A 1,703-nucleotide genomic window follows, 5' to 3' on the forward strand; every position below is an offset into this window, starting at 1 on the left:
CTAGGAGTGTCCTGAAGATCTTGGTGGGCGGGTCGGTATGCGTCGGCCCGTCTGCTGGTTATGGAGTGGCGGGATCGAGGGTCCAGGTGTTGTTGGTGTAGGCGAGTCCTAAGTTGATGAGGCGGCGGAGGTTGAGGGCGGCGGTGCGGTGGTGGAGCCAGCGGTCGTTGGCTTGGGTTCCGCGGTAGCGCAAGCGGCGGTTGCCGCGGGCCACCAGCCAGGCCACAGCGCGTTCGACCATGGGCCGCCAGCGCCGGTAGTCGTCCTGCCAAGCGGGGTCGGTGGCAGCCTGGCGGCGGGCGGCGGCCTGCAGATCGTGGTGCGGGCGGATGGTCACCATGCGGCCGGTTTTGGCGGTGGTGCAGCGATCGTGCAAGGGACAGGCGGCGCACAGGCCGGTGAAGCTGGCACGACGTTGCTGATAGCGGCCCGCGGCGCCGGCGAGCGCGACGGCGTGTCCGGCGGGGCAGGTGACCGTGCCGCCGGCGGTGTCGATGGCGAAGTCGTCCAGGGTGAACCCGCCCGGCACGGCGGGCTTGAGCGCGGGTGGCTTGATCAGCAGCCGGTGCCCGGCCGCGGTCAGGGCGGCGCGGAACTCGGCGGCGGCATAGGCGGCATCGGCCAGGATCTGCAGCTCACCGTCCTCGTCGACGAGCAAGTCAGGGGCGACGGCGGCCTCGTGGTGTTCCGCCCCGGCGCCGATACGCAGGCCGACCGCGGTGAACAGGCCGATCTCCGGTTCGACGACCAGGTGGGCCTTGTAGCCGTCGTCGCGTTGGTGCGCACTTTTGTGGATGTGGCGGGCCTCGGGATCGACGGTGGAGATGATTCGGTCCGGTGCGGTGCGGCGGGCGATCCGCCACCGGCCATCGGTGCCGTCGGAGCTGTCGGCGGGCTCGACATCTTGGCCGGCGATCAGCGCGAGCAGGCCGACCGCGTGCGCGGCCGGCTCGTCCAGGTTCTGGCCGGCCAGCTGGTCCAGCAGGGTGAGCGCGTCCGTGACCAGCCCGCTGACCAGGGCCGCTTTGGCCTGCTCATCGTCCCAGGCGATCGCCGGCTTGCCCGGGTCGGTGTAGTCGCAGGCGTGGCAGTGCGCCGCCACCAGCGCGGCGCCACCGGGCACCTGACGAGCCACCCGGCGGATCGCGGAGATCAGCTGAGTGATGGTGTCCTGAGTGGCAACCGCATCCAGCAGCACCGCCGAATCCAGCGCCCGCCGATTCCGGCCAGTCAGCACCCCGGTCTGTTCGATCACCTCCCGGACGATCTCAAAGATCCGGTCCGGACGCGCAGAGCGGGCCAGCCGCCGCCGGAAATACGTCAGCAGCGACGGATCGAACCCCTGGTCATACAGGCCCAGCCCGCAGGCAGCCTTCCAGCGCAGATCGAACCGCAGCGCCGCCACCGCCTCCTCATCCGACAGCCCATGCAAGGCTTGCAGCACCACCACCGTGGCCAGCACGCCCGGCGGCACCGACGGACGCCCATTGACCGGCGCGTACATGTCCGCGAACGCCTCCGACGGGAACAACACCCGCCGATGCTCGGCCAGGAACGCGAACACGCTCCCAGCCGGAATCAACTCCCGGCATACGACCCACACCTCAGGCCCAGCCGGAACCCTCCGACGGCCCATCATGACCCAAGTCTGAATCCCCGATCCCGGCCTGGCCAGACCATCAAGATCTTCAGGACACTCCTAG

General features: G+C 70.1%; 1 protein-coding gene. It reads right to left on the reverse strand.

Annotated elements, in window-relative coordinates; all coding sequences use genetic code 11:
• Nucleotides 1–58: 58 nt before the first annotated feature.
• Nucleotides 59–1,639, reverse strand: a complete 1,581-nt coding sequence (locus tag AB0B91_RS65710; RefSeq protein WP_358343159.1) for an IS1182 family transposase — start codon at nucleotides 1,637–1,639, stop codon at nucleotides 59–61.
• Nucleotides 1,640–1,703 lie beyond the last annotated feature (64 nt).

The sequence above is a fragment of the Nonomuraea sp. NPDC049141 genome (assembly GCF_040648415.1).
Classification (GTDB): Bacteria; Actinomycetota; Actinomycetes; order Streptosporangiales; family Streptosporangiaceae; genus Nonomuraea.

Bases quoted from the DNA above. Each gene is read 5' to 3' on its own strand.
- AB0B91_RS65710 (WP_358343159.1), bottom strand. From the start codon at position 1,639: ATGATGGGCCGTCGGAGGGTTCCGGCTGGGCCTGAGGTGTGGGTCGTA.